This window comes from Candidatus Skiveiella danica, assembly GCF_022705245.1.
In the GTDB taxonomy this organism is placed as follows: domain Bacteria; phylum Pseudomonadota; class Gammaproteobacteria; order Burkholderiales; family Burkholderiaceae_C; genus Skiveiella; species Skiveiella danica.
In genome coordinates, this window is the sequence record NZ_JAKJEW010000012.1 from 52,638 (window position 1) to 73,449 (window position 20,812).

Here is a 20,812-nt window from a genome sequence, read left to right on the forward strand (position 1 = left end):
GGCACCGGATATCACGGGGTTGGCTGGGTCTTGACTGCCGAGGCGGCGGCTGCCATGGGAGGCGTTGCCGTGGAAGCGCTCGCGGGCGCTGATGCGGCCGAGGCTGGCGGGCGCGGCGCGCCGGGCGGTGGTCCGGCCTGGCCCTTCTGCACCGCGGCCATGTCTTCTGGTGTCGGAGACTGCCCCAGCAGCCAGTAGTCGAAGACGCGGCGGGCAATGGGTGCGGCCATCGCGCCACCGAAACCGGCGTTTTCCACCACCATGGCCAGCGCGATCTTCGGCTTGTCTGCCGGCGCAAACGCCATGTACAGGGCGTGGTCACGCAGGCGTTCGGCCATGCGCGCTGCGTTGTATTTCTCGTTCTGCTTGATGGCCACCACCTGCGCGGTGCCAGTCTTGCCGGCGGCCACATAGCCTGCGCCCCGGAAAGCGGTGGCGCCGGTGCCCTCGGTGTTCACGCCGACCAGCGCGTTCCTGATCACGGCGATGTTCTTCGGGTCGGCGATGGCCTCGGCCTTGATTTCGCGCAGGGTCTCGCGGGACGTTCGGGTGACGACGTCGACCACCTCCTTGACCAGGTGCGGTTTCATCTTGATGCCGTCATTGGCAATCACGCCGGTGGCCAGCGCCAGCTGCAACATGGTGAAGTTGTTGTAGCCCTGGCCGATGCCCAGCGAAATGGTTTCGCCGGCGTACCACTTCTGCTGCTCGGGGCGCTTGTAGGCCTTGCGCTTCCACTCGGTGGACGGCAGAAGACCGCGCACCTCGCCCTGGATGTCGATGCCGGTGAAGGCGCCGAAACCGAACTTCTGCAGCTCGTCATGCATCAGGTCCACGCCCATGTCGTTGGCCAGCACGTAATAGTAGGTGTCGCAGGACTGCACGATGGACTTGTACATGTCCACCGTCCCATGGCCGCCCTCCTTGTCGTCGCGGAACCGGTGGTTGCCGAACATGAAGTAGCCGGGGTCCTGAATGGTCTGTTGCGGCGTGCGCTTGCCGGTCTCCAGCGCCGCGAGCGCCATGAACGGCTTGTAGGTTGATCCGGGCGGGTAGGTGCCCCGCAAGGCACGGTTCAGCAAAGGCTTGTCGAGCGACTCGTTGAGTTCCTGCCAGTTCTCCTGGTCGATGCCGTCCACGAACAGGTTGGGATCGAAAGTGGGCTTGCTGACAAAGGCCAGCACCTCGCCGGTCTTGGGGTCGAGCGCGACCAGGGCGCCGCGCCGCTCGCCAAAGAGATCCTCGACCAGTTTCTGCAGCTTGATGTCGATGGACAGCACGACGGTGTTGCCGGGGGTGGCCGGCGTGCTGGCCAGGCGGCGCACCGCGCGGCCGCCGGCAGAGGTTTCGATCTCCTCGACGCCGGTAATGCCATGCAGCTGGGTCTCGTAACTCTGCTCCACGCCCAGCTTGCCGATGTAGTCGGTGCCGCGGTAATTGGCCGCGTCTTCGGACTCCTGGATCCGCTCCTTCTCGCTCTGGTTGATGCGGCCGATGTAGCCGATGACGTGACTGGCCAGTTCGCCAAAGGGATAGTTGCGAAACAGCCGGGCCTTGATTTCGACGCCGGGGAAATGGAATCGCTGCGCTGCGAAACGGGCCACTTCCTCGTCGGTCAGGCGAGTGCGGATCGGCAGGGACTCGAAGCTCTTGGATTCCTCCTGCAGCTTCTTGAAGCGCCGTCGGTCTCTGGGGTGGATTTCCACCACCTTGGACAGCGCATCGATGGTCTGCTCCAGATCGGCGACGCGCGAAGGCGTGATTTCCAGCGTGTAGGCGGAGTAGTTGGTCGCCAGTACGACGCCGTTTCGGTCCAGGATCAGGCCGCGGTTTGGCACGATCGGGACAATGGCTGTGCGGTTGCTTTCGGCTTGTTCGGCCAGGTCTTCATGCCGGAACACCTGAAGGTACACCAGCCGCGCGGCGACCAACCCGAAGGCGACCACTACCACGATCGCGATGATCAACACCCGCAACCGGAAACGCGAGAGGTCGGCCTGGATGTTGCGCAGTTCCGTCATGGGGTCCCGGCGTTGCTACAGGGGGCGGTTTTCGTCGGGGTTCGGCGCACGCCGCTGGGGCATCAGCAGCAGCACGCTGGCCACCGGCCACAAGGCCGACTCGAGCAGCGGCGCCAGCAGCACCGACCATCCTGGAAAGATGCCGCCGGCGATCATGCGGATCGAGATCTCTATCGCATGGGCCGCCACGAACAGCGGCATCACCTGCAGGGCCTGGGAGGGCACCGGAAACCACAGCAGCCGCCGGTGGACGGTGATGGCAAAGTATGAGAGCGTGGTGTAGGCCAGCGCATGCTGGCCGAGCAGGGCCGACTGGTGGACGTCCATCAGAAGACCGAAGACGAAAGCCGCTCCCACGCCCACGCGGCGTGGCTGGTGCACACCCCAGAAGACCAGCGTCAGCGCCAGGAAATCGGGAAGCCAGGCGACGCGGCCCATGCCGGCCATGTTCGGTGCGATGTTCAGCAGCAGCGCAACCAGCAGGCTGCACCAGATGAAAACCGGACTGGCTGGAAGCAGCAATTGCTGGCCGGGCCGCATGATCATGAGCGTCCCTTTCGTCGGGCAACTGGCGTCGCCTTTTCTTCGGGGGGCGGTGCAGGGATCAAACCGCTCATCGGCTTGAGAATCATCACGTGTCGCGTGCCGGCAGCGAGCGCCATCGGCGTACAGTGGATGCGTGCGAAGGCAGATTCGGCGCGGCGCTCGACCTTGGCCACCCGTGCCACCGGCAGGCCGGGCGGATAGACCCCGTCCACTCCACTCGTTGTCAGAACGTCGCCCTCCAGCACGTCGGCGTTGGCGGGCATGAAGCGCAATTCGAGTGACCCTCCCGGCGTGGCAGGGTCGCCAAAGGCGACGCTTCGGGCGCCCGTGCGCGTGTTCAGGACAGGAATGGCCTGATCGCGGTCGATCACGAGGGTCACCTCACTGACCAGCGGGTAGACGCGGGTGACCTGGCCCACCACGCCCGATTCGTCTACCACCGGCGAGCCGGCTTCTACGCCCTGCGCAAGTCCCTGGTCGACGATGATTTTCCGGGTGTAAGGATCGGCCGCGTCATACAGGACTTCCGCGGGCTGTGATCGGACCGTCAGTTGCTCGCGCAGGGCGAGCAGTTTGCGCAACCGGTTGTTCTCCAGACTGAGGTGCTCCACCTGATTGGATCGCAGGGCCTGCATGGCGAGCTTCTGGCGGGCCTGGCTCTCGGTCTGCTGGGCCGACTTGACCGTGCCGACGTAGGCGCTGGCGTTCTGTGCCAGATAGACCGGCTGCATCACAAGCCACTGCAGGGGATAGAGGGCGGTGGCAGCGACCGCGCGCAGGGGTTGGGACAGCTTCAGCCTCGCATCGGCCACCATCAGGAACAGCGCCAGCGCACTGAAGAAGACCAGCTTGGACAACGCCGACGGCCCCTGTTTGAAAAAGGGGGGCGGGGTTCGATCGAGGGTTCCCAAAGGCATGGTGCTGGCGGATTGTCCCAGTTTCGACCGCAGCGCGGGGCAGGTTTGCCGGGGGCGGCTGCTACAGGGCATCCCGGCCCGCCCACGGGTGGCCGTCGGCGGGTTGCGCGGTCGCCCGGTGCCTACTCGCTGGTAAAGATGCTGCCCAGGCGGTCCATGCGCTCCAGCGCCATGCCGCAGCCGCGCACGACGCAGGTCAGCGGCTCTTCTGCCACCAGCACGGGCAGGCCGGTTTCTTCGGCCAGCAGGCGGTCGAGGTCGCGCAGCAGGGCGCCACCGCCGGTCAGCATCATGCCGCGATCGGCGATGTCGGCGCCCAGTTCGGGGGGAGTGTGCTCCAGGGCCGTCTTGACGGCTGAGACGATCTGGTTCAGTGGGTCGGTCAGGGCTTCCAGGATCTCGTTGCTGGAAATCGTGAAGCTGCGCGGAACGCCCTCCGACAGGTTGCGCCCCTTGACTTCCATTTCCTTGACTTCGGAGCCCGGGAACGCGGAGCCGATGCTCTTCTTGATCGCCTCGGCGGTGGGCTCGCCGATCAGCATGCCGTAGTTGCGGCGGATGTAGTTGATGATGGCGTCGTCAAAGCGGTCGCCACCGACGCGCACGCTGCCCTTGTAGACCATGCCGCCCAGCGAGATGACGCCGACTTCGGTGGTGCCGCCACCGATGTCCACCACCATGGAGCCGCTGGCTTCGCTGACCGGAAGGCCGGCGCCGATCGCGGCCGCCATCGGTTCCTCGATCAGATAGACCTCGGAGGCGCCAGCACCCAGCGCCGATTCACGGATCGCACGGCGTTCCACCTGGGTCGAGCCGCAAGGCACGCAAATGATGATGCGCGGGCTGGGCCGGAACACGCCACGCGGCAGCACCATCTTGATGAACTGCTTGAGCATCTGCTCGGTGACGGTGAAGTCGGCAATCACGCCATCCTTCATCGGGCGGATCGCCTCAATATTGCCGGGCACCTTGCCCAGCATGGCCTTGGCTTCCTTCCCAACCGCCTGGATGGTCTTCTTGCCTTGGGGGCCGCCTTCGTGGCGGATGGCAACGACCGAAGGTTCGTCGAGCACGATGCCCTTGTCGCGAACGACAATCAGCGTGTTGGCTGTGCCAAGGTCAATGGCCAGGTCGGACGAGAAGTACCGACGGAAGGAACCTAACATGACAAGTCCTCTCGGGCATGAATGGCGCGTCGGCCAGGCATCGCCCTGTTAATCGATTCAAGAAAGTGGATTTTCCGCGCAAAAGCCGTCGGTTTCGCGGGTGTTGCACCAAAGGCGGGATAATACCGCATTGCCTCTGAATAACCCGTATGGCTGAGCCCGCGGTCTGACCTTTACACCCCGTTTCCAAAGTTTCTTCCATGTCCCTGACCCCCGATGACATCGCCCGGATCGCCAATCTGGCCCGACTTGAACTGCATCCGGATGAAAGTGAGCGCATGCTCACTCAGATCAATGGTTTTTTCGGCATCGTGGAGGCCATGCGTGCCGTCGACACGACCGGCGTGGAGCCGCTGGCCCATCCGGTCGCGGTGATTCAGGACGTTGCGTTGCGCCTGAGGGCCGATGTGGCCAGTGAACCGAACCAGCGGGAGGCGAACCAGCGCAGTGCGCCGGCCGTCGAGCGCGGCCTGTTTCTCGTCCCCAAAGTCATCGAATGAGGCCGCAGATGCATTCAGCCAGCAAACCCTTGCACGATCTCGGCGTTGCCGAACTGGCGGCCAGCCTTCGCGCCGGCCAGGTATCTGCTGTCGAGGCGGCGCAGCATTTCCTGGGCCGCGCCCGGTCGCATGAGTCTCTCGGCGCCTTTCTGGCCATTGACGAAGAGGTCACGATGAACCAGGCACGGGCCGCCGATGCGCGCCTTGCTGCGGGAACGGCTGGGCCGCTGGAAGGCGTGCCCCTGGCGCACAAGGACATCTTCGTCACAAAAGATCTTCCGAGCACCGCGGGCTCAAGAATGCTGGAGGGCTACCGGTCGCCATTTGATGCGACCGTGGTGCGCAAGCTCGCCGACGCCGGTGTCGTGACGCTGGGCAAGCTCAATTGCGACGAGTTTGCAATGGGATCCAGCAACGAGAATTCGGCTTACCAGCCGGCGTGCAATCCGTGGGATCTCGCGCGCGTGCCAGGCGGATCTTCGGGCGGCAGCGCCGTCGCCGTGGCCGCGCGTCTGGCGCCGGCCGCCACCGGGACCGATACCGGGGGGTCGATCCGCCAGCCGGCGTCGTTTTGCGGAATCACCGGCATCAAGCCGACCTATGGCCGGGCATCGCGCTACGGCATGATCGCCTTTGCGTCGAGCCTGGATCAGGCCGGACCGATGGCGCGCTCGGCCGAGGACTGCGCCTTGCTGCTTTCGAATCTGTGCGGACCGGACCCGGACCGGGATTCGACCTCGCTGGATCTGCCGACCGAAGACTTCGCTCGTTCGCTGAACGACAGCATCGATGGCCTGCGCATCGGCATTCCGAAGGAGTTCTTCGGCGAAGGGCTCTCGGCCGACGTACGGACTGCCGTCGAAGGCGTCCTCGGAGAGTTTGAAAAGATGGGAGCCCGTCTGGTGCCGATCTCTTTGCCGCGCACCGAGCTGTCGATCCCGGTCTACTACATCATTGCTCCGGCCGAGGCCAGTTCCAACCTGAGCCGATTCGACGGCGTGAAATTCGGGCATCGCGCGAAGGCGTTCGCCGATCTGGTGGACATGTACAAGAAGACGCGCGCCGAAGGCTTCGGCGACGAGGTCAAACGTCGCATCATGATCGGCACCTATGTGCTGAGCCATGGATACTACGACGCCTATTACCTGCAGGCGCAGAGGATCCGCCGGATGATCGCCGACGATTTCCAGCAGGCGTTCAAGAGCTGTGACCTGATCGCCGGCCCCGTCGCGCCCACCGTGGCCTGGAAGCTCGGTGGGCATGGCAATGATCCGCTGGCCGACTATCTGGCGGACATTTTCACGTTGCCGGCCTCGCTGGCGGGTTTGCCCGGCATGAGCGTCCCCGCCGGGTTTGGCGACGGCGCGATGCCTGTGGGGCTGCAGCTGATCGGAAACTATTTCACCGAGTCCCGCCTGCTGAACGCCGCGCATCGTCTGCAGCAAGCCACCGATTTCCATTCCCGCAAACCCGAGGGAGTCTGAGCATGAGCACGCCTGCAACCCCCTCCTTGAAATCCCTGCTTGTGCGCGGCTATGAAGTGGTCATTGGCTTCGAGACCCACGCGCAGCTGTCCACGCAGTCCAAGATCTTCAGCCGCGCACCCACCGCCTTTGGCGCCGAGCCCAATACCCAGGCTTGCGCCGTCGACCTGGCGTTGCCCGGAACGCTGCCCGTCATGAACCGGGGTGCGGTCGAACGCGCCATCGAATTCGGCCTCGCCGTGGGATCCCATATCGCGCCGCGCAGCATCTTTGCGCGCAAGAACTACTTCTATCCGGACCTGCCCAAGGGCTACCAGATCAGCCAGTTCGAAATCCCGGTGGTGCAAGGCGGCGCGGTCGAATTCTTCCTGGGCGACGAAAAGAAATCCGTCCGCCTGGTGCGTGCCCACCTCGAAGAGGACGCGGGCAAGTCACTGCATGAGGATTTCGTCGGGCAAAGCGGCATCGACCTGAACCGCGCGGGCACCCCCCTGCTGGAAATCGTGACCGAGCCCGACATGCGTTCCAGCGCCGAAGCCGTGGCCTATGCCAAGGAGTTGCACAAGATCGTGACCTGGATCGGGATCTGCGACGGCAACATGCAGGAAGGCAGTTTCCGTTGCGACGCCAACGTTTCCGTGCGCAGGCCTGGCGCACCGCTGGGCACGCGGCGCGAAATCAAGAACCTGAACAGCTTCAAGTTCATGCAGCAGGCAATCGATTACGAGATCCGCTGGCAGATCGAGGAGATCGAGGATGGCAGGCCGATCCAGCAGGCAACCGTGCTGTTCGACCCCGACACCGGCGAAACCCGGGCGATGCGCACCAAGGAAGACGCCGCTGACTACCGTTACTTCCCCGACCCCGATCTGCCGCCTCTGGTGATCGCACCGGGATGGGTCGAACGCGTGCGCTCGGAAATGGCCGAACTGCCGCGCGTGATGGCCCAACGTTTCGTCTCGACCTATGCGCTGCCTGAATACGATGCCACCACGCTGACCCAGAGCAAGGCCATGGCGGCCTACTTCGAGGCGACAGCCCAGGCCAGCGGACAGCCCAAACTGGCGAGCAACTGGATCATGGGCGAGGTGTCGCGCCGTCTGAATGCAGGTGAAACGGGCATCGAGCAATCAAAGGTCAGTTCGGCGCAACTGGCTGGGTTGATCGTCCGCATCGCTGATGGCACGATCTCCAACGCCGCGGGCCGCCAGGTGTTTGAGGCCTTGTGGAATGCCGAAGGGCAGGAGGCGGACGGCATCATCGAAGCGCGCGGCCTGAAGCAGATGAACAATGCCGGCGAACTCGAACGGATCATCGACGAGGTCGTTGCTGCCAATCCCGACAACGTCGCGCAGTTCAGGGCCGGAAAGGACAAGGCTTTCAATGCGCTGGTCGGCCAGATCATGAAGGCCAGCAAGGGCAAGGCCAACCCCCAGCAGGTCAACGATCTGCTTCGCCAGAAAATCGGTTGAGCCGCCCGTCAGCGCACGGGCCTGGATGCGCCAGTCCGGTTGGATTCGGGCCCTGGTTTGGGCGGTGAAAGGGCCCAGAACTTCTCCAGCTTCACCAGGTCTTCGTCGAAGCGCGCGTTGACGCGCTTCTTCTCTTCCTCCTGGTCGGCGATGAAACGGATCTGGACGCTGGTGCTCTGCGCGTTGTCCTCGATCTGTCGGCGAAGGGAAGGCGGTGCCTTTGAAGGGTCCTTTTTGTAGAACTCCATCTCGGTGTCGATCTTTTTTCGCTGCTGCTGCAATTCGGTCAGCCGCTGCTGGGCGGCCTTGATCACCACGTCAATCTGGGCCAGCGCCTCACGGCGCTCCGCATCGTGTACCGATCGGTAGGGATAACGAACCAGCAAGGCATGGTCCCTCCGCTTTTCTTCCACCCGCCGGGCCCGCTCTTCTGCCGCCTCCCGCTCCTTCGCCTCTTCCGCCGCACGCTCTTCAGCGGTCAGAGATGGGCCGACCTTGCGCCGCACCGTTCCGCTCGGATTGAGCTCCACCTGCTCGCGATCGATGCAGTCCACGATCGGACGGTCCGAGGTGATCTTTCGCCCCTTGGCGTCCACGCAGGTGTAGATGCCGGCCGACTGCGCCGCCGTGATGGTGGCGAATGACAGCAACAATGCTGTGGCGAGGCTTCGAATCGTTGGATTCACTTCCGGATCTACTCCACGCCGTAACGCTGCCGGTAGGCAAGAACCCGTGCGTGGTGGTCGGCGATCTCCCCACCGGGACGGGCGGAGAGATAGTGCAGCAAATCCGCCAGCCGCGCAATCGCGCAGACCTCCAGCCCCAGTTGATTGCGGACATACTGCACGGCGCTGTGATCGACGTCGACACCGTTTTCGGTGGCTTTTTCCTGCCGGTCCAGGGCGATGACCACCGCATGGGGGATGGCCCCCGCCGAGCGGATGATCGCGATCGATTCCCGAACAGCCGTGCCGGCCGACATCACGTCGTCCACAATCAGCACCCGGCCCTTCAACGGGGCGCCCACCAGCGTGCCGCCCTCGCCATGATCCTTGGCCTCCTTGCGGTTGTAGGCAAACGGAACGTTGCGCCCGAGCCTCGCCAGTTCGATGGCCACCGCAGCACCGAGCGGGATACCCTTGTAGGCCGGGCCGAAAATCATGTCGAACTCAATGCCGCTGCAGATCAGGGCCTTTGCATAGAATTGCGCAAGCCGGCCCAGTTTGGCGCCATCATCGAACAGGCCGGCATTGAAGAAGTAGGGGGACATGCGTCCGGCTTTGGTCTTGAACTCTCCGAAACGCAGGGCCCCGGACTCCACCGCAAACTGGACAAATTCCAGTGCAATCGCGTTGCCGTCGGCACGATCCGAATCAAACACCATGGGGATATCCTTGTTCAAGTTGACCAGCCTCAATCTCAACGGCATCCGATCCGCCACGACCAAGGGGCTTGAACCGTGGATGCGCCAGCATCGTGCGGATTGTATTTGCGTACAGGAAGTCAAGGCCCAGGCGCCGGATGTCATCGGGCGCTTCGACGAACTGGCCGGGCTGAAGGGCTACTTTCATTTTGCGGACAAAAAGGGGTACTCGGGCGTCGGGGTGTATTCACGGCACGAGCCCAGCGAGGTGATTGCCGGGTTCGGGTCGGCCGAATTCGACGCCGAAGGACGCTATCTGGAGTTGCGGTTCGACACACCGAAGCGTGCACTGTCCATCATCAGCGCCTATTTCCCCAGCGGATCCTCCGGCCCTGAGCGCCAGGAAGCCAAGTACCGGTTTCTCGACGTGTTTCGTCCGCACCTGGACGCCCTGCATCCCCGGCGGGCATTTGTACTTTGCGGCGATGTCAACATCGCGCACCAGCAAATCGACCTGAAGAACTGGCGCAGCAACCAGAAGAACAGCGGTTTTCTCCCCCTGGAGCGGCAATGGGTGACGGAGCTCCTGCAAGAGGGCAATATGGTCGACGTCTACCGGCGCCTGGAGCCGACGGCGACAGATGCGGCCTACACCTGGTGGAGCAACCGGGGGCAGGCCTATGCAAAGAACGTCGGGTGGCGGCTGGACTACCAGCTGGCCAGCCCCTCCATCGCGGACAAGGCCCGTAGAGCAGCCATCTACAAAGGCGAGAAATTCAGCGACCACGCGCCGCTGACCATCGAGTACGACCTCGCCCTCTGAAGCGTCAGGCCTGCGGCGAAAGCACGAGCACACCGTGAGTGATCATCCAAACACGGCCTTGCAGAAAGCGGTGACGGCATCGCGTTCGGTGGCAAGCTCCCGTGGCGCCACCTGCGTGGGCTCCTCATTGAGCCGGGCCCGATGCTGGACGCGCCGCAGTTCACGGTAGGCATCAGCCGCCGCGCTTCCGATACCTTGCGGAACAAGCCCTGCCTGTTCGGAACGGTGCATCAAGGCGATGTTGCCCACGTTGTCCGCCAGTTCCGGGTGCGTTGCGGTCTTTGAAAGCACCAGGAATTGCATCGCAAACTCGGCATCAACCATGCCGCCGATGCTGTGTTTCACGTCAAATCGATCGGCCGCCACGGGGTGGGCCGAACGCACCCGTTCGCGCATGGCCACGATCTCGTCGTGCAATGCCTTCGTGTCGCGCGTGGCGCCAATGACCGCTAGACGAACGGCGTCGAACCGCTCCCGCAGGGGTTCGCTGCCCAGAACAAACCGGGCGCGGGTCATGGCCTGGTGCTCCCAGGTCCAGGCGGTGTTGCTGCCGCGCTGCTGCTGGTAATTGGCATAGGCCTCAAACGTGGTCACCAGCAGGCCGGAGCCGCCATTGGGGCGCAGCGCTGTGTCGATCTCGAAGAGGTCTCCCTCCCCGGTCTTGACGGTCAGCCAGTTGATCAGCTTTCGCACGAAGGCCGAATAGGTTTCCGGCGCACGTTCGTCGTCGTCCTCGTAGACGAAGACGATATCGAGGTCGCTGCCGTATCCGAGCTCCTTGCCCCCCAGCTTGCCGTAGCCGATGATGCCGAACTGTGGTTCATCCCGATGCTTGTTGCGCAGGCGCTCCCAGCACCAGCGTGCAGTGACGCGCAGCACGATGTCGGCCATCGCGCTGAGGTCGTCAGCGACCTGCTCCACGCTCAGGTGACCTTCCACGTCGCGTGCCAGCGTTCGAAAGACTTCGGCGTGGTGGGCGCGGCGCAGCAGGTTGAGCAGGCCCTCCTCGTCGTCCTCACCGGTTCGGCGCAAGGCGTTGCGGCGATCCTCGAGTTCACGCTCGAAATCGCTGGCGCTGAACCGTTCTTCCAGCATGAAATCGCTGGCCAACTCGTCGATCACGCCAGGATGCTGCAGCAGGTAGTGTGCCGGCCAGCGGGCCGAACCCAGCAGCCGCAGCAGGCGCTCATGCACTGACGGACGCTCCAGCAACATCGCGAGGTAGCTTTCGCGCCGCAGCAGGGGCTCGATCCAGTCCACCAGCCGCACCGCGGCCTCCTCGCTGATGCGCCCCTCTCGAACCCACAGGGCGGTGCGCTGTATGAGGCGGATCAGACGGACGCGCGCATCGTCACGAAGGGCGGCCACACGAGGGTGTACGCACCAGTGCCGGATGCGCTCGCGCAAGGCTTCGGGCAGATGCTCCAGAAGAGCTTCGAAGTCGGATGGCAGGCTCTTGCCATTTCCGTTGCAACCCTTGCATTCCTGCTCGCCGGCGCCAGCCAGCAACTTGTCAAACTCCTGCGCCACCAGTTCGCGATGGCGGTCCAGTTCGGATAGGAAAGGACAGCAGCTCGCAAATCCGAGCGTTGATGCAATCCAGCCCAGATCGCTGTCCTGCGTCGGCAGAACATGGGTCTGCTGGTCGTCCAGATACTGGATGCGATGCTCGACGCGGCGCAGGAAGACATAGGCGTCGGCAAGCGCCTGTGCGGTGGCCTGAGGCATCAACCCGGCGCGTGCCAGCCTCTGCAGGGCATCCAGCGTCGGGCGTGTGCGAAGTTCCGGAAACTGCCCACCGCGCACAACCTGCAGCAGCTGGACGGTGAATTCGATCTCGCGGATCCCGCCGCGCGACAGCTTGACATCATTGGCACGTTCCGGATGGCCTGCGCTGCGTCGCGTCGCGTGATCGCGGATCTGCCGGTGCAAGGTGCGCAGGGACTCGAAGACGTTGTAATCCAGGTAACGGCGAAACACGAATGGCAGAACGGTGCCGCCCAGGACGCGGGCCGAACCGGAATCGATCGCCTCGCGTGGTGCGATCACCCGACTCTTCAGCCACGCGAATCGCTCCCATTCGCGCCCCTGCACCTGGAAATACTCTTCAAGGGCGCCCAGCGACACGGCGGGCGGCCCCGAATTGCCGTTGGGTCGCAGCGCCAGATCCACCCGAAACACGAAGCCGTGCTCGGTGGTGTCGCCGATCAATCCGAAGATCAGACGTACCGCGCGGGAAAAATACTCCTGGTTGGAGATCCGGCCGCGGCCGTCCGGCGTTCCGGTTGTTTCGCCGTCTTCGTCGTAGATGTAGATCAGGTCGATGTCGCTCGAAACATTGAGCTCGCGCGCACCGAGCTTGCCCATGCCGACAACCCACAGCTGCGCGCGTTTGCCGAGGGAGGACATCGGCGCCCCGTGGCGGGCATCGAGTTCCGTGAACACCTCGTTGCAGGCCACGTCCAGCGCGAATTCCGCCAGCGCGGTGACGCCGTGAGTGATGACATCAAGAGCTTGCTGCGCACAGTCCAGGACGATCAGGCGGTGCATGACCAGCTGACGCAGGATGCGCAGCGCAGCACCCGGCGGGTTTCCCTGAGCGCGCAGCGTGGCGAAGGTCGTGGCGATGCTCGGGGGAGTGGGCGCACCCGCGGGCAGCAGGGGAAGCTGCGACGCATACCGCCGCTGCAAGCGCTGGAAGAAGCGCGATCCCGCCTCGGCCGCGGCTACCGGATCTCCCGCGCCGATGCCCGTGTCTGCGGGTCCCGCCAGGCTGGATCGACCCGGTTGGGGCGCAGCGTCGGCAGCGGCGCCGGTGATAATTCCTGTCATATCCAAGTGCCCAATGAATGACTTGACGCCGTCCCCATCACCGCTGGCTAGGGCATCCGCTTCCGCCATGCGCTGGATCGTGCGGCTTCTGCTGGCGGCGCTGGTCTTGCTGTTGCTTGCATGGGTGACGGTGCATTATTTCATTGTGCCGCGAATCGCCGATTTCCGCCCGAGGCTGGAGTCCATGGCTTCTGGTGCACTCGGGGTGCCGGTGCGGGTCGGCGAGATCGAGGCGCGTTCCGGCGGGATGGTGCCTTCCTTCGAATTGCGTGACGTGCGCCTGTTCGATGCGCAAGGCCGAGAGACCCTGCGCTTGCCCAGGGTGCTGGCTTCACTGTCGGCAGCTTCGCTGTTTCGCCTGGACTTCGATCAGCTTTTCATCGACGAGCCGACTCTGGAAGTGCGGCGCAGCGCCGACGGACGCATCTATGTGGCCGGGCTGCCATTGATCAAGTCGGCGCAGGACACCGATTCGCCGGTCGCCGACTGGTTCTTCGCCCAGCATGAATTCGTCATCCGCAATGCGAGCGTGCGCTGGGTTGATGAGCAGCAGGCGTCCGAGCCCCTGATCCTCAGCCAGTTGGATTTCCTCATGCGCAACGGTGTTCGCAGCCACGACTTCCGGGTCGATGCTGTGCTTCCGGAGGGCTGGGGCGATCGCCTGCAACTGGTCGGCCGTTTCCGGCGCCCGCTGCTGGCGGGCAAGCCGGGTCGCTGGATGGACTGGCAGGGCCAGGTATTTGCGAACTTTGCGCGGGTGGAGATCGCCCGAATCTTCCCCAACTTCAGTCTGGGCGAAGGGGTTGCCCTGCAGAGAGGTCGGGGCGCGCTGCGGATCTGGGCGGACATCAGCAAGGGGGAGTGGGTCGGGGGCGTTGCCGACGTCGCGCTGGTGGATGCGGCCGCCCGCCTGGGCACGGGCCTGGAGCCGCTGGAATTCCTGACGCTGACCGGCCGGATTGGCGCCCGCGCGCCGGTGGGCGGATTCGAGATCCAGACCGAAGGCCTGCAATTTCAGACGCGCGACGGGCTGCTCTGGCCGGGTGGCAATCTGCTGTTCTCGCATTCCACTGCCCAGGGGCGGGCACCGGCGCGCAGCGAGTTGCGTGCCGACCGGCTGGACCTTGCCGCCGTCAGCCAGATTGCGGGGCGTCTGCCGCTGGCCACGGCAACCCATGCGCTGATCAGCGGGCATCCGGTCAAGGGTCTGGTCGAGACCGTGCAGGCGCGTTGGCAGGGCGAGACGGCCCGGCCCGAAACCTACGAACTTCGTGCGAAGATTTCCGGGCTGGATGTCCGGTCGGCACATGCAATGGACGGTGGCGCCGCAAAGCCGGGCGTCACGTCAACCGTCGGCGACTGGCCGGGTGTGCAGGGGGCCACGCTCGAGGTCGACATGAATCAGACCGGCGGCAAAGGGCGGCTGGTGATCGCGCGCGGGACCCTGTTCTTTCCCGGCGCTTTCGAGGACCCTTTGATTCCCGTTGAGACGCTGGCCGCGGATGCGCAGTGGCAGGTCAAGGGCGACAGCATCGAAGTGCGCCAGCTGAGTGTCCGGTTTGCCAATTCCGATGCGCAAGGCGAGCTTTCGGGCAGCTGGCGCACCAGCGATCGGGCCGGAGCGGCGCGCTTTCCTGGTGTGATTGATCTCAAGGGCTCGTTCAGCCGCGCGGACGGCGCGCGGGTTCACCGCTATCTTCCCCTGGGTATCCCCGCCGACGTGCGCCACTACGTGCGCGATTCGGTGCTCAAAGGTGAGGTCAACGATCTGCTGGTCAGGATCAAGGGGGATCTGAACGACATTCCCTTCGCGGACCCGCGATCGGGTGAGTTCCGGTTCGCCGGGAAGGTGCGCAACCTGGACTATGCCTACGTGCCGCCGGGGCTGCAGCCGCAGGGCCAGGCGCCCTGGCCGATGCTGACCAGCCTCACCGGCGAACTGGTCTTCGACCGCGCCAGCATGCGGGTGATCGGTGCCAACGCACGCATGGTGCAAGCCGAAGGGTTGCAGCTCAGCCGAATCGAAGCACAGATTCCCGACTTCATGAACACGACAACCGTCATTGTCAGCGCGGACATTCGTGGACCGGCCCCCTCGCTGCTGACCGTGGTGAACAAATCCCCCATCAGCCAGATGACCGGAGACGCTTTGTCCCATGCTTCGGTCAATGGCGAGGCGACAGGCAGGTTCCGTTTGCAGCTTCCCTTGGCGACGCTGGAGCGTTCGAAAGTGCAGGGCACCGTGACGCTGGCCGGCAACGACGTCCGCATGACACCCGACACGCCCCTGATGGCCAAGGCGCGCGGGCTCGTCACGTTTTCCGACAGTGGGTTCCAGATCATCGGAGGGCAGGCCCGCATGCTCGGTGGCGACCTGCGCCTGGAGGGTGGGACGCGAGCCGGCGCCACGGGTGCCGAGTCGGTGGTTCTCCTGCGGGCGCAAGGCACGGTCACGGCCGACGGGCTGCGCCAGGCGACGGAGCTGGGCTTCTTTTCGCGGCTGGCCCGCCATGCAACCGGAGGCACCGCCTATTCCGGAAGCCTGGGGTTTCGCGATGGCGTGCCCGAGCTGATGCTTTCGAGCAACCTGCAGGGGCTGGGTCTGAACCTGCCCCTGCCGCTTGGAAAGGCGGCTGACACAGTGCTGCCCCTTCGTTACGAGAACACGCTGATCGCGCGGCCTGCGGCTTCAGGCCCGGCTTCGAAGCAGGACCAGTTGCTGGTGGAGCTCGGACGCCTGGCCTCACTCACCTTTGTGCGCGACCTGTCGGGCACGGAGCCACGTGTCCTGCGCGGCAGTATCGGCTTCGGCCTGGCTGCCGGGGAATCCGCGCCGCTACCCGAACGTGGTGTCGCCGCAAACATCAATCTGGCGAGCCTGAACATCGACTCCTGGGAGGCTGTGATGTCCAGCGCAGCGGGCGTTTCGCTGGCGAGTACCGACGCGCCGGGTGGCGGTTCTGGATCGGCCCAGGGTTACTTTCCAACGGTCATGGCGGTGCGGGCGAACGAGCTGATCGCCGGTGGGCGAACCTTCCAGCGCGTGGTGATCGGGGGCAGCCGCGATGGCATGAACTGGCGCGCGAACGTGAGTGCGGACCAGCTCAACGGCTACGTGGAATACCGTCAGCCTTCGGGTGCGGGTGATGGACGCGTCTATGCGCGGCTTTCGCGTCTGGCGCTGGCGCCGGCCGCTGCGCGCGACGTAGAGGAACTGCTCGACAAGCAGCCCACATCCATCCCGGCGCTGGACATCGTGGTCGACGATTTCGAGTTGCGCGGCAAGAAGCTGGGGCGGGTCGAGATTGAAGCCATCAACCGTGGTGCGGGCAGCACACCGCGCGAGTCCGGTCCCCGGGAGTGGCGCCTGAACAAGCTCAATTTCACGATGCCCGAGGCCAGCCTCTCGGCCAGCGGTGCGTGGGCTGCGGTGGCAACAGGATCAGCGGGTGCGCCGGCGCCGCAGCGACGCGACGGTGACCGCCGGCGCATGGACATGAACTTCCGACTCGACATCGCCGATGCCGGCATTCTGCTGGCGCGTCTGGGAATGAAAGACGTGATTCGCCGGGGCAAGGGAAAGATCGAAGGCCAGGTGGGCTGGCAGGGCTCGCCGTTGTCGCCTGACTACCCCAGCCTGGACGGGCAATTCAACCTGAGCGTGGAGTCCGGCCAGTTCCTGAAGGCGGACCCCGGCATCGCCAAGCTGTTCGGGGTGCTGAGTCTGCAGTCGCTGCCGCGGCGGCTCACCCTGGATTTCCGCGACGTCTTCAGTGAGGGTTTTGCATTCGACTTCGTCCGGGGCGACGTGGCCATCAGCAAAGGCATTGCCCGGACCAACAATCTGCAGATGAAGGGGGTGAATGCCGCCGTGCTGATGGAAGGGAGTGCCGATATCGACCGTGAGACGCAGGATCTGCGCGTGATCGTCGTGCCCGAGATCGATGGCCTAACGGCCTCGCTCGTTGCGACCGCGATCAACCCGGCGCTCGGACTGGGCACCGTGCTGGCGCAGCTGGTCCTGCGCCGCCCGATGATGCAGGCGGCGACGCAGGAATTCCATGTGGACGGCACCTGGACCGATCCTCGCGTGACCAAGGTGGCGCGAACGCCGTCTTCGGCCGAGAAGCCGGAGGTTGCCAGGCCATGAAAGTGGCGGCCATCCAGATGGTGTCGTCCACCCGATTGGCGGACAACCTCGATCGGGCCGGTGAACTTATCGCCGAGGCCGCCCGCGGGGGCGCAGAACTCGCCGTTCTGCCTGAGTATTTTTGCCTGCTGGGCCAGCGCGACACGGACAAGCTGGCCATCCAGGAGCCGTTCGGCTGTGGGCCGATCCAGCGGTTTCTGTCGGGGATGGCACGCGATCATGGTGTGTGGCTCGTCGGCGGAACCCTGCCGCTGACGGTGGAGGGCTCCGAAGTCCCGCCGCAGGCGGACCGCGTCTTCAACAGCGCGCTGGTCTTTGCGCCCGACGGGCGTTGCGCGGCGCGCTACGACAAGATGCACCTGTTTCGCTTCGACAATGGAGCCGAGCGCTATGACGAGGCGCGGGTGCTGCAGGCGGGTGCCCTGCCGCAACTGTTTGAACTGCCGTCGGTGGACGGGCACGTCTGGCGGGTGGGCCTCAGCGTGTGTTACGACCTGCGCTTCCCGGAGCTTTACCGGCACTACACGGCGCAGGGCGCCGATCTGTTGCTGGTGCCCAGTGCATTTACCCATGGCACCGGACAGGCCCACTGGGAGTTGCTGTTGCGTGCGCGCGCCGTCGAGAACCTGGCCTGCGTCGCGGCGGCCGCGCAGGGGGGGCTGCACGAGAACGGTCGGCGCACCTGGGGCCATACCATGGTGGTGGATCCATGGGGAGCCATCCTGGCGCGCCGTGAAGCCGACGGCGAGGGCGTGGTGCTCGCAGACCTTGATGCCCGCCAGTTGGCCCGTTGCCGGGCCCAGTTGCCCGCGCTGGAGCATCGGCGCCTGTGAAACGCCCACCGTTTCCGGCCTGGCTGCGTGCGCATCCGTCGGATCGTCGGGGATCCCTCTGGCTGGCTTTGGTGTTGCTGGTGGCGGGTCTGCTGGTGATGCTGGTCTGGCTGGCGGGACGCTATGAAATCAGCCAGGTGCAGGAAAGGCTCGAGCGCGACACGGCCGATGCGGTCAGCGACATCCGCAGTGCGCTCACGCGCAACGTGCAGGCCTTGCAGTCCTTGTATGCGGGCAGTCCGACGCCGGGCAGCTGGTCGGTCGATGCCGCCTCGATGCTGCACGAGCACAGGGAGTGGTCGCGGCTGGAGTGGCGCGATCCCGGCCTGGCTTTGCTCGCCGGTGTCGATTCACCTTTCCGCGCGCCCGTCTTCGACCGCATGGGGCGCGACAACGCCAGGGCCGACATCGCGCAGGCCTGCCTGACCGCACGCAAGTACAACGGGCCGGCCTATTCGGCCAGCTACTTCGTGCCGCAGTCCGATGGCCTCGGGATGGAGGTCATGGAGATGTGCATGCCCCTGGTGACGGCCGGGCGCCTCAGTGGCTATGTCGTGGCCACCTATTCGCTGCAGGGCATCTTGTCCGAAATGATCGGACAGGCCTACACCCGCAGCCAGGAAGTCTCGTTCACGGAGGCGGACGGCACCCGACTGGCGCTCCATGGTTCGGTGCGCCGGGGCAACCGGGTCTTCACGGCCCAGCAGCTGCTGGACCTGCCGGGCAACACGCTGGTGCTGCGCATGGACGGATGGCGCTCGGCGCCCGACCTGTTCCCCAACGTGCTCACCGCCCTGGTCACCGCGATGTCGATCGCGCTGGTTTCGGTCCTGGTGCTGCTTCGCAACGACATGCGCCGACGGCAGAAGGCCGAGCGTGACCTTGCCGATGCGCTGGCCTTTCGCAAGGCCATGGAGGACTCGCTGGTGACCGGACTGCGCGCGCGTGACCTCCAAGGTCGCACCACCTATGTCAACCCCGCGTTTTGCGAGATGGTGGGATTCAGCGCGGGTGAACTGCTCGGACGCGGTTCTCCGGCGCCTTACTGGCCGCCGGAGCTGGCCGACGAGTACCAGCAGCGCCAGGCGATTCGGCTCGAGCACAACCACGCACCGGCTCGTGAGGGCTTTGAATCGGTGTTCATGCGCAAGGATGGTCGTCGTTTTCCGGTGCTCATCATCGAGGCGCCGCTGATCAATGTGCTGGGGCGCCAGACGGGCTGGATGAGCGCGCTGCTGGACATCAGCGAGCAGCGGCGGGTCGAGGAGCTGCAGCGCGCCAGCCAGGAACGCCTGCAGGCCACGGCGCGGCTGGCCACTGTCGGCGAGATGGCCTCGCTCCTGAGCCACGAGCTCAACCAGCCCTTGGCCGCGATCGCCAGCTACGCGACGGGGTCGTTGAACCTGCTGCAGGACACGGCCCCCGGCCTTGAACCGGGACTGGCCAAAGGGTCCGACCTGCAATTGGCCCTTCGCCGGATCGCCGAGCAGGCCGAGCGCGCGGGCAAGGTGATCCGCAGCGTGCACGACTTCGTCCGCCGACGCGACCAGCTGCGCGAGGAAGTGTCACCGAATGCGCTGCTGAACGACATCATGCCGCTGGTGAGCCTGCAGGCGCGCAAGTTGCAGGTGCGGGTGCGAGTCGAAGTTGACGACGGCTTGCCGGATGTGCTGTGCGACCGCATCATGGTCGAGCAGGTGCTGCTCAACCTGGCGCGCAATGCGATGCAGGCCATGGATCTGCCCGACCTGCGCGATCGTCCGCTGGAGTTTCGGGTGCGCCGGGCGGCATCTGCAGAAGGCAACCGCTGGCTGGAATTCTCGGTGGCCGATGGGGGCGCTGGCATTCCTGGAGACGTGGCCCGCCAGCTCTTCACCCCGTTCTTCACGACCAAGACCGAGGGCATGGGCCTCGGCCTGAGCCTGTGCCGCACGGTGGTCGAACAGCATGGAGGCTACCTGGACTTCGTGCCCAACACCCCCAGCGGAACGGTCTTCCGGTTCACGCTGCCGGCCGTGGCCAACCGCAAGGCCAAAGTGCCCTCGATAGAATGATCCGATGCAACCGGTTCTGAATGGCATGGTCTTCATCGTCGACGACGATGTCAGCGTGCGCGAGGCGCTCGCCTGGCTGCTGCGGTCGCGCCGACTGCCGAGTGAGGCATTCGAAAGCGCCGAGGCGTTTGAGGCGATGCTCGCCCGTCCGGGCTCGGACCTGGGCCGGCAGCCCGCCTGCCTGATGCTCGATGTTCGCATGCCAGGGCTGAGCGGGCTGGCCTTGTTCGACCGGTTGCTGGAGCGCGGCCTCGTCGACAGGCTGCCCGTGATTTTCCTGACCGGTCATGCCGACGTGCCCACCGCCGTGGATGCGGTCAAGCGCGGCGCCTTTGACTTCTGCGAAAAACCCTTTTCCGACAATGCGCTGGTGGACCGAATCGAGCAGGCGCTGGCGCAATCGGCTGCGGTGCTGGAGGTGAGCGCCCGCAAGGAGCGCCTGCAAGCTCAGCTTGGCGAACTGACCGAGCGTGAGTGCGATGTGATGCGTCTCGTGGTCGAAGGCTTGCCGAACAAGCTGATCGCGGATCAACTCGACATCAGCGTGCGCACGGTCGAAGTGCACCGTGCCAGGGTGTTCGACAAAATGGACGTCAAGTCGGCCGTCGAGCTGGCCAATTTGCTGCGACAAATGTAGCAAACAATCAACAT

General features: G+C 64.9%; 15 protein-coding genes. 8 read left to right on the top strand and 7 right to left on the bottom strand.

Going from position 1 to position 20,812, the window contains the following annotated elements; genetic code table 11:
• Nucleotides 1–11 precede the first annotated feature (11 nt).
• From mrdA to ACMUOY_RS08800, 4 genes are all read right to left on the bottom strand, one after another.
• Entirely contained in the window at nucleotides 12–2,021 is a 2,010-nt protein-coding gene (gene mrdA / locus ACMUOY_RS08785) for a penicillin-binding protein 2 (RefSeq protein WP_413892330.1), read from the bottom strand.
• Nucleotides 2,022–2,036: 15 nt separating this feature from the next.
• Complete coding sequence (gene mreD, locus ACMUOY_RS08790; RefSeq protein WP_413892331.1) at nucleotides 2,037–2,567, bottom strand: rod shape-determining protein MreD; 531 nt, start codon at nucleotides 2,565–2,567, stop codon at nucleotides 2,037–2,039.
• Nucleotides 2,564–3,484, bottom strand: a complete 921-nt coding sequence (mreC, locus tag ACMUOY_RS08795) for a rod shape-determining protein MreC (protein WP_413892332.1) — start codon at nucleotides 3,482–3,484, stop codon at nucleotides 2,564–2,566. The genes mreD and mreC overlap by 4 nt, the downstream gene beginning before the upstream one ends.
• 122 nt (nucleotides 3,485–3,606) lie before the next feature.
• Entirely contained in the window at nucleotides 3,607–4,650 is a 1,044-nt protein-coding gene (locus ACMUOY_RS08800) for a rod shape-determining protein (RefSeq protein WP_413892333.1), read from the bottom strand.
• A gap of 200 nt (nucleotides 4,651–4,850) precedes the next feature.
• Between ACMUOY_RS08800 and gatC the strand changes: the two genes are divergently transcribed.
• Genes gatC through gatB form a run of 3 tightly spaced genes read left to right on the top strand, consistent with a single transcriptional unit; the run spans nucleotide 4,851 to nucleotide 8,106 of the window.
• Nucleotides 4,851–5,150 carry an Asp-tRNA(Asn)/Glu-tRNA(Gln) amidotransferase subunit GatC gene (gene gatC, locus ACMUOY_RS08805; protein ID WP_413892334.1) on the top strand — a complete coding sequence of 100 codons (300 nt, stop codon included), beginning with the start codon at nucleotides 4,851–4,853 and terminating at the stop codon, nucleotides 5,148–5,150.
• 8 nt (nucleotides 5,151–5,158) lie between these two features.
• The gene (gatA, locus tag ACMUOY_RS08810) at nucleotides 5,159–6,634 is read left to right on the top strand and encodes an Asp-tRNA(Asn)/Glu-tRNA(Gln) amidotransferase subunit GatA (protein WP_413892335.1); all 1,476 of its coding nucleotides are present in this window, start codon (nucleotides 5,159–5,161) and stop codon (nucleotides 6,632–6,634) included.
• A 2-nt stretch (nucleotides 6,635–6,636) separates the two neighbouring features.
• Nucleotides 6,637–8,106 carry an Asp-tRNA(Asn)/Glu-tRNA(Gln) amidotransferase subunit GatB gene (gene gatB, locus ACMUOY_RS08815; protein WP_413892336.1) on the top strand — a complete coding sequence of 490 codons (1,470 nt, stop codon included), beginning with the start codon at nucleotides 6,637–6,639 and terminating at the stop codon, nucleotides 8,104–8,106.
• An 8-nt stretch (nucleotides 8,107–8,114) separates the two neighbouring features.
• On the opposite strand, the gene ACMUOY_RS08820 is transcribed toward gatB, so the two are convergent.
• Together ACMUOY_RS08820 and pyrE are read right to left on the bottom strand one after the other, a co-directional pair.
• Complete coding sequence (locus ACMUOY_RS08820) at nucleotides 8,115–8,792, bottom strand: DUF4124 domain-containing protein (protein ID WP_413892337.1); 678 nt, start codon at nucleotides 8,790–8,792, stop codon at nucleotides 8,115–8,117.
• Between the two features lie 8 nt (nucleotides 8,793–8,800).
• On the bottom strand, nucleotides 8,801–9,490 hold the full coding sequence (gene pyrE / locus ACMUOY_RS08825; protein WP_413892338.1) for an orotate phosphoribosyltransferase: 690 nt from the start codon (nucleotides 9,488–9,490) through the stop codon (nucleotides 8,801–8,803).
• Between pyrE and ACMUOY_RS08830 the strand changes: the two genes are divergently transcribed.
• A complete protein-coding gene (locus ACMUOY_RS08830; protein ID WP_413892339.1) occupies nucleotides 9,489–10,292 on the top strand; it encodes an exodeoxyribonuclease III in 804 nt (267 codons plus the stop codon). The genes pyrE and ACMUOY_RS08830 overlap by 2 nt on opposite strands.
• Nucleotides 10,293–10,334: 42 nt before the next feature.
• On the opposite strand, the gene glnE is transcribed toward ACMUOY_RS08830, so the two are convergent.
• Entirely contained in the window at nucleotides 10,335–13,124 is a 2,790-nt protein-coding gene (gene glnE, locus ACMUOY_RS08835; protein WP_413892340.1) for a bifunctional [glutamate--ammonia ligase]-adenylyl-L-tyrosine phosphorylase/[glutamate--ammonia-ligase] adenylyltransferase, read from the bottom strand.
• 67 nt (nucleotides 13,125–13,191) lie between these two features.
• On the opposite strand from glnE, the gene ACMUOY_RS08840 reads away from it, so the two are divergent.
• The 4 genes from ACMUOY_RS08840 to ACMUOY_RS08855 are packed head-to-tail and all read left to right on the top strand — an operon-like array spanning nucleotide 13,192 to nucleotide 20,798.
• Entirely contained in the window at nucleotides 13,192–17,274 is a 4,083-nt protein-coding gene (locus ACMUOY_RS08840) for a YhdP family protein (RefSeq protein WP_413892341.1), read from the top strand.
• On the top strand, nucleotides 17,271–18,107 hold the full coding sequence (locus ACMUOY_RS08845; RefSeq protein ID WP_413892342.1) for a carbon-nitrogen hydrolase family protein: 837 nt from the start codon (nucleotides 17,271–17,273) through the stop codon (nucleotides 18,105–18,107). The genes ACMUOY_RS08840 and ACMUOY_RS08845 overlap by 4 nt, the downstream gene beginning before the upstream one ends.
• The gene (locus ACMUOY_RS08850) at nucleotides 18,104–20,161 is read left to right on the top strand and encodes a sensor histidine kinase (RefSeq protein WP_413892343.1); all 2,058 of its coding nucleotides are present in this window, start codon (nucleotides 18,104–18,106) and stop codon (nucleotides 20,159–20,161) included. Before ACMUOY_RS08845 ends, ACMUOY_RS08850 begins: the two co-directional genes overlap by 4 nt.
• 4 nt (nucleotides 20,162–20,165) lie before the next feature.
• Nucleotides 20,166–20,798 (top strand): response regulator transcription factor, encoded by a 633-nt coding sequence (locus ACMUOY_RS08855; protein ID WP_413892344.1) that lies wholly within the window; start codon nucleotides 20,166–20,168, stop codon nucleotides 20,796–20,798.
• The last annotated feature ends 14 nt before the right edge of the window (nucleotides 20,799–20,812 follow it).